The sequence below is a fragment of the Streptomyces sp. NEAU-W12 genome, assembly GCF_026242095.1.
In the GTDB taxonomy this organism is placed as follows: Bacteria; Actinomycetota; Actinomycetes; order Streptomycetales; family Streptomycetaceae; genus Streptomyces.
The window spans coordinates 36755-43759 of record NZ_JAPJDM010000009.1; the positions used below are offsets into that span (position 1 = coordinate 36755).

The 7005-nt window shown below is 73.8% G+C and carries 6 protein-coding genes; 3 read left to right on the plus strand and 3 right to left on the minus strand.

The features are described from left to right. Positions 1-106 precede the first annotated feature (106 nt). Both alc and allB read right to left on the minus strand, forming a co-directional pair. Entirely contained in the window at positions 107-1264 is a 1158-nt protein-coding gene (alc, locus tag ORI94_RS13020) for an allantoicase (RefSeq protein ID WP_266074697.1), read from the minus strand. Between the two features lie 76 nt (positions 1265-1340). Beyond that, on the minus strand, positions 1341-2681 hold the full coding sequence (gene allB / locus ORI94_RS13025) for an allantoinase AllB (RefSeq protein WP_266074698.1): 1341 nt from the start codon (positions 2679-2681) through the stop codon (positions 1341-1343). 267 nt (positions 2682-2948) lie between these two features. Here allB and ORI94_RS13030 point away from each other — a divergent pair, with 267 nt between their 5' ends. Further along, positions 2949-3755, plus strand: coding sequence for an IclR family transcriptional regulator (locus ORI94_RS13030; RefSeq protein WP_266074699.1), 807 nt, complete (start codon positions 2949-2951; stop codon positions 3753-3755). An 84-nt stretch (positions 3756-3839) separates the two neighbouring features. Here the strand turns inward: ORI94_RS13030 and ORI94_RS13035 are convergent, their stop codons facing one another. Further along, positions 3840-4100 (minus strand): DUF5955 family protein, encoded by a 261-nt coding sequence (locus tag ORI94_RS13035; RefSeq protein WP_266074700.1) that lies wholly within the window; start codon positions 4098-4100, stop codon positions 3840-3842. Positions 4101-4474: 374 nt separating this feature from the next. Between ORI94_RS13035 and ORI94_RS13040 the strand changes: the two genes are divergently transcribed. Beyond that, a complete protein-coding gene (locus ORI94_RS13040) occupies positions 4475-5125 on the plus strand; it encodes a nucleotidyltransferase family protein (protein ID WP_266074701.1) in 651 nt (216 codons plus the stop codon). Between the two features lie 190 nt (positions 5126-5315). Continuing rightward, positions 5316-6941 carry a malate synthase A gene (gene aceB / locus ORI94_RS13045; RefSeq protein WP_266074702.1) on the plus strand — a complete coding sequence of 542 codons (1626 nt, stop codon included), beginning with the start codon at positions 5316-5318 and terminating at the stop codon, positions 6939-6941. Positions 6942-7005: the final 64 nt, after the last annotated feature.

Below are 7005 nucleotides of genomic sequence, written 5' to 3' on the forward strand. Positions count from 1 at the left end.
GGGCGGTGCCGCGTACGTCACCGGCGCGGAGTTCGCGGTGGACGGCGGCCACGTGGCCTGACCGGCGTGACCCGCCGCCTGACCGCTGCCGGGCGGCCCCGGCGGGTCAGCCGCCCAGTTCCCGGTGGCGGGCGGCCAGGGCGGCCGAGCCCTGCTCGGTCAGTGATCCGAACAGGCGCAGCCGGGAGATGCCCCCGTCGGGGAAGACGTCCACCCGCGCGTGCGTGCCGATCGCCGGGGCGGGGAGGACGAAGCGGTGGTTGGTGTCGGGCTGCAAACGGGTCCGGGGCAGGATCTCCCGCCAGCCGCCGCCCCCGCCCTGCCCTTCGGCTCTGCCGTGCTCCGTGTCCCGTACCGAGACCGCCGCCCAGCCGGCGCTGTTGCCCTTCAGGTACGCGGTGTCGATCCCGAGGGCGCGGATCTGCGCCTGGCCCGCGAGCCGGTAGCGGATCCAGTCGTGTCCCTGGTCGCGGCGGCGCCGGGTCTCCCAGCCGTGGTCCATCCGGTGGGAGCGGCCGGGCCCGATGGTGTTCGCGGGCGGTGAGTAGAAGCGGTCGGACGCGTCCTCGACCCGGCCGCCGTTCTCCAGGGCGACGACGTCGAAGGTGCCCAGGGCCTCCAGCCACACCGGGTCCGGGGCGGCCTCGCCGTACACGCGCAGGCGCGCGATGCCTCCGTCGGGGTGCTGGGACAGGCGCAGGTGGGTGAAGCGCGGGCCGGCCGGTACGGCGAAGCCGTTGGCCGCGTGGCCGCCCACCGGGGTGCGCGGCAGCAGCGTCGTCCACGTCACCTCGCCCGACAGCAGTTCTTCCGGTGCCGGGGAGCCGGGCACCGAGGCACCCTCGACCGACACGGCCCGGGGGTGGTTGCCGCGGAAGTGTGCGGTGTCGACGACGATGCCGTGGACGACTCCGGGCACGCCGAGGCGGATCAGCGCCCAGTCGTGGTCCTCCGCCGCCGGCCAGGGGTGCCCGGCACGGGAGCCGCGGCGGCGCCGGGTCTCCCAGCCGTCCATGATCTTGCCCTTGTGTCCGAAGAGTTCGGGGTCGAACACGGCACGACCGGGCAGCAGCAGGTTCTCGCGCTCGGCGAAGAACTCGTCGCTGGCGGCGACGACACCGGCGCCGAGCCGGCGGTCGGCGAGGTCGGTGAGCTGCGTGAAGGGGAAGTCGGCGGTGCGGTAGTCCGCGTACGGGTCACCGCCGACGTAGGGACGCGCGTCGCCGGTGAAGCGGGGTGCGGGGGATGCGTGCTGCGCGGTCACGATGATCCGGTCCTTCCTTTCGGGGAGCGGGGTCGGTAGTCGAGGGCCGGGGACCGGAGACCGGGGGATACCCGGGTCAGGAGGCGCGGGTCAGCAGCCGGCCCTGCGGTGCGGTGAACTCGCCGTCGGCCATGATGCGCCGGCCGCGCAGCCAGGTGGACTTCACGACGCCGTGCAGGGTCCTGCCCGCGTACGCCGTCACGCGGTTGCGGTGCTGGAGCCCCGCCGGGTCGACGGTGAAGGTGTCGTCGGGGGCCAGGACGGCGAAGTCGGCGTCGCGGCCGGGCGCGATGGCGCCCTTGCGGTCGTCGAGGCCGGCGAGTCCCGCCGTGCGCGTCGACATCCAGCGCACGACGTCCTCCAGGCCGTGTCCCCGTTCGCGGGCCTCGGTCCAGACGGCGGGCAGGCTGAGCTGGAGGCCGGAGATGCCGCCCCAGGCGGTGGCGAAGTCGGCCGTCTTGAGGTCGGCGGTGGACGGGGAGTGGTCGGTGACCACGCAGTCGATGACGCCGTCCGCCAGCGCCTGCCAGAGCGGGCCCCGGTTGGCGGCTTCGCGGATGGGCGGGCAGCACTTGAACTCGCTGGCGCCGTCCGGGACCTCCTCGGCGGTGAGGGTCAGGTAGTGGGGGCAGGTCTCGACGGTGACGCGCACCCCGTCGGACTTGGCCTGCGCGATCAGCGGCAGCGCGTCGCCGGAGGACAGGTGCAGGATGTGCACGCGCGCGTCGAGGCGTTTCGCCTGCGCCAGGAGCCGGGCGATGGCGGTGCTCTCGGCCTGGGGCGGGCGGGAGGCGAGGAAGTCGGCGTACTTCGGGCCGCCGGGCCGGGGGGCCGCGTCGAGGCGGCCGGGGTCCTCGGCGTGCACGATCAGCAGCCCGTCGAAGGCGGCGGTCTCCGCCAGGGTGCGGGCCAGCTGGTCCTGTCCGAGGTGCGGGAACTCGTCGACGCCGGACGGCGACAGGAACGCCTTGAAGCCGAGGACGCCGGCCTCGTGCAGCGGGCGCAGGTCCTCGACGTTGCCGGGCAGGGCGCCGCCCCAGAAGCCGACGTCGACATGGGTCCGGCCGGCGGCGGCCTGCCGCTTGGTACGCAGATGGCCGGTTGTCGTCGTCGGCGGGAGGGAGTTGAGCGGCATGTCGACGAGCGTGGTCACGCCCCCGGCCGCCGCCGCGCGGGTGGCGGTCCAGAATCCCTCCCACTCGCTGCGGCCCGGGTCGTTGACGTGCACGTGGGTGTCGACCAGGCCGGGCAGCAGGATGTCGTCGCCGAGGTCCGTCAGGCGGGCCGCCCCGGGGACGGGTGCCCCGTACGGCAGGACGGCCGTGATCGTGCCGCCGGCCACGGCGACCGACGCGGCGCGCGTCCCCTCGGGAGTGATGACGCGCGTCGAGCGCAGCACCAGTTCGACGTCGGACACCCGCACCCTCCCGAGCCTCCGCGGCTGAGCCACGTGGCCATTGTTTCAACGTTCTGTTGAAGGAGTGTTCACTCCCGCTTCGATGCCGTCAAGGGCACGCCGCGCGCACGGGTACCGACGGCCGTCCTCTGGACTGCTCCATGAAGCGGAATTAGCATTCCGTCAAACGGAATGCGTGAACGCAGGGATGTGTGAACGCGCAGACAGGCAGTCGGTCGACCGCCGGGTAGGCTTCTGCCCTTCCCGCCAGCCCGAAAGGAACGCGTCGTGCCGACGTCCAGCGCCCGCACCCACGACTCCGCCCGGTCCGCCCCGGGCGGCGGCGTGCAGTCCCTCGAGCGCGCCTTCGACCTTCTCGAGCGGATGGCGGACGCGGGCGGCGAGGTCGGCCTCAGCGAACTGTCGGCGAGCAGCGGGCTGCCCCTGCCGACCATCCACCGCCTGATGCGCACCCTGGTCACGTGCGGTTACGTACGCCAGCAGCCCAACCGCCGGTACGCGCTCGGCCCGCGCCTGATCCGGCTCGGCGAGTCCTCCTCCCGGCTGCTGGGCACCTGGGCGCGCCCGCACCTGGCCCGCCTGGTGGAGGAGACCGGCGAGACGGCCAACATGGCACTGCTCGACGGGGACGAGGTCGTGTACGTCGCGCAGGCGCCGTCCAAGCACTCCGTGCGGATGTTCACCGAGGTCGGCCGCCGCGTCCTGCCGCACTCCACCGGCGTGGGCAAGGCCCTGCTGGCCGGCTTTCCGCCCCAGGAGGTACGGGCACTGCTCGCCCGTACCGGGATGCCCGCGGCGACGGACAGGACCATCACCACACCGGAGGGTTTCCTGGCCGCGCTCGAGGAGGTGCGCCGCCGGGGCTACGCCGTCGACGACAACGAGCAGGAGATCGGCGTGCGCTGCCTCGCCGTCTCCGTACCCGGCTCCCCCACCCCGGCCGCCCTCTCGATCTCCGGTCCCGCGGGGCGGGTCACAAAGGCGGCGACGGAACGGATCGTGCCGGTGCTCCAGCAGGTGGCGACGGAACTCTCCGAGGTGCTCACCGCCCCGGGCGGCGGCCCGGCGGTCTGACCCGGCCCGGCTCGAACCGGTCGCCCACCGCGACCACAGCGCCCGCGCACGCCCCCTTCCGGGAGGCGTGCGCACAGGTGTGCGTCAAGCCCGGGGGGACGGCCCGAACAGATCCACCGCGTCCCGCACTTCGCCGAGCCCCCGCCCCAGCGCGCTCACCGAGCCGATCGCGCCGGCGATCAGCAGCAGGGAACGGCGTAACCGGGGAACCTCGGGACGGCCGCCGGCCGCGTGGGCGTCCAGTGCCGCGAGTTCGTCCTCCGCGATGGTCCGGTCGGGGAACTCCGCGGGATGGGCTGCCAGTTGACGGCGCAGCCGGGCCACGGCGGAGCGCAGCTCCGCCACCCGCGGATCGTCCTTTCGACTGCCGGCCGCATGCCGCTGCTCTGCGCTCCGCACTCCAGTCCTCCCCCTCGCACGCGGTGGCGCGCCCCCCGTCGGCCCCACCGCCCCGTCGCCCGGTGCGCGCCAGTAAACGCCACCCCACCCCCTCCGCGCCAGTCCGCTACGTCATCATCCTGCTCCACAGCGTGACACCGCCGGCCGGATGCGCCCCTCCCCGCTCCCCACATCCGTCCCGTTTCCACCCCCTTCCTCCCTCTTCCTCCCTGCCGCCCGCCCCGCCCTCTCCCCTGCACTCGCCGCGCCACCCCGCGCCACCCGCCGTGTCCCCCCGGCATCCGGCGGCGGTCCGCGGGGCGTTGAGGTATGCAGAACCCATGACGACAGGTCGGACGAGCCCGGACTCGGGACGGGCCACGGGACAGGTGGCGGGGCTGCTGCTCGCGGCGGGGGGCGGCCGGCGGCTGGGCGGCCGCCCCAAGGCGCTGCTGCCCCACCGGGGACGGCCGCTGGTGGAACACGCGGTACGGGCGTTGCGCGCGGGCGGCTGCGAGCGCGTGCACGTGGTGCTCGGCGCGCGGGCGGACGAGGTACGCGCACGCGCCGCGCTGGCGGACTGCGTGCTCGTCGACAACCCGGACTGGGAGCAGGGCATGGGCTCGTCCCTGCGGGCCGGACTCGCCTCGCTGGCCGGTACGCGGGTGCGGGCCGCCGTGGTCCTGCTGGTCGACCAGCCCGGCATCGGTCCGCAGGCGGTCGCGCGGGTACTCGCCGCACACACGGCACGGGAGGCGCGGGACGCCCCTCTCCAGGACGCCCTGCTCTCGGCGGCCTACGCCGGCGTGCGCGGCCACCCCGTGCTGTTCGGGGCCGCGCACTGGACCGGCGTGGCCGCGGCCGCGACCGGCGACCGGGGGGCACGCGCCTACCTGAAGGAGCACGCGGACGCGATCTCCCTCGTCGAGTGCGGGGACGTGGCCGAGGCCTACGACATCGACACGGAGGAGGATCTGGGTCACCTCGAGTGAGCGGCTGCCGCCCGCACGGTCCGAGACGCCCCGACATCAACAAACCATTGAAGTTCCACGATAAGGAAACTACTATCCACAAACCTGTCCGCACGCCGGAGCGCCCTCCCCCCGCCCCTCCCCCGGGCGCCCCCGCCGTACCCGGGCCGACCGGCACCCGGCGCCTGCCCGCCGAAGGAAGTGACAGCTGATGTCCGCACCAGCGCCGCCCCCGCTGGCCATCGTCGACGCCGAGCCCCTGCCCCGGCAGGAGGAGGTCCTCACCGAGGCGGCCCTCACCTTCGTGGCCGAGCTGCACCGGCGGTTCACGCCCCGGCGGGACGAACTCCTCGCCCGCCGCGCGGAGCGCCGTGCCGAGATCGCCCGTACGCGCACGCTCGACTTCCTCCCCGAGACGGCCGCCGTCCGCGCGGACGACTCCTGGAGGGTGGCTCCGGCCCCCGAGGCCCTGAACGACCGCCGGGTCGAGATCACCGGCCCCACCGACCGCAGGACGACCGTCAACGCCCTCAACTCGGGCGCGAAGGTGTGGCTCGCGGACTTCGAGGACGCCTCCGCTCCCACTTGGGAGAACGTGGTCCTCGGCCAGCTCAACCTGATCGACGCCTACGCCCGGACCATCGACTTCACCGACGCGTCGTCCGGCAGGTCCTACGCCCTGCGCCCGGACCGGGAACTGGCGACGGTCGTCATGCGCCCGCGCGGCTGGCACCTGGACGAGCGCCACCTCACCGACATCGACGGCGGCCGGGTGCCCGGTGCCCTGGTCGACTTCGGGCTGTACTTCTTCCACAACGCCCGGCGTCTGATCGACCTCGGCAAGGGCCCGTACTTCTACCTCCCGAAGACGGAGTCCCACCTCGAAGCCCGCCTGTGGAACGACGTGTTCGTCTTCGCACAGGACTGTGCGGGCATCCCCCGGGGCACCGTGCGCGCCACCGTCCTCATCGAGACGATCACGGCCGCGTACGAGATGGAGGAGATCCTCTACGAACTGCGCGACCACGCCTCCGGGCTGAACGCCGGGCGCTGGGACTACCTGTTCTCCATCGTCAAGAACTTCCGGGACGGCGGCGCGAGGTTCGTCCTGCCGGACCGCAACGCGGTCACCATGACGGCCCCGTTCATGCGGGCGTACACCGAACTCCTCGTGCGCACCTGCCACAGGCGGGGCGCACACGCGATCGGCGGCATGGCGGCCTTCATCCCGTCCCGCCGGAACCCGGAGGTCAACAAGGTCGCGTTCGAGAAGGTGCGCGCCGACAAGGACCGCGAGGCGAACGACGGCTTCGACGGCTCCTGGGTCGCCCACCCGGACCTGGTCCCGATCGCCCTGGAGTCCTTCGACCGGGTGCTCGGCGACCGGCCGAACCAGAAGGACCGGCTGCGCGAGGACGTCGACGTCAGGGCCGCCGACCTGATCGCGATCGATTCCCTGGAGGCGGCGCCGACGTACGCGGGTCTGGTCAACGCCGTGCAGGTGGGCGTCCGTTACATCGAGGCATGGCTGCGCGGCCTCGGCGCGGTGGCCATCTTCAATCTGATGGAGGACGCGGCCACCGCCGAGATCTCCCGTTCGCAGATCTGGCAGTGGATCAACGCCGGTGTCGTCCTCGACAACGGCGAGCCGGTCACCGCGGAGCTGGTCCGCAGGGTCGCGGCCGGGGAGCTGTCGGACATCCGCGGAGAGCTGGGCGAGGAGGCCTACGCGGCGGGCCGCTGGCAGCAGGCCCACGACCTGCTGCTGACGGTCGCCCTGGACGAGGACTACGCCGACTTCCTCACCCTGCCGGCCTACGAGCACCTCAAGGGCTGACACGTACGGCACTCGCCCGGAGTCCGGCGGCCCGGGGGGGGCGGCCCCGCCGGGGGGGGCGGGC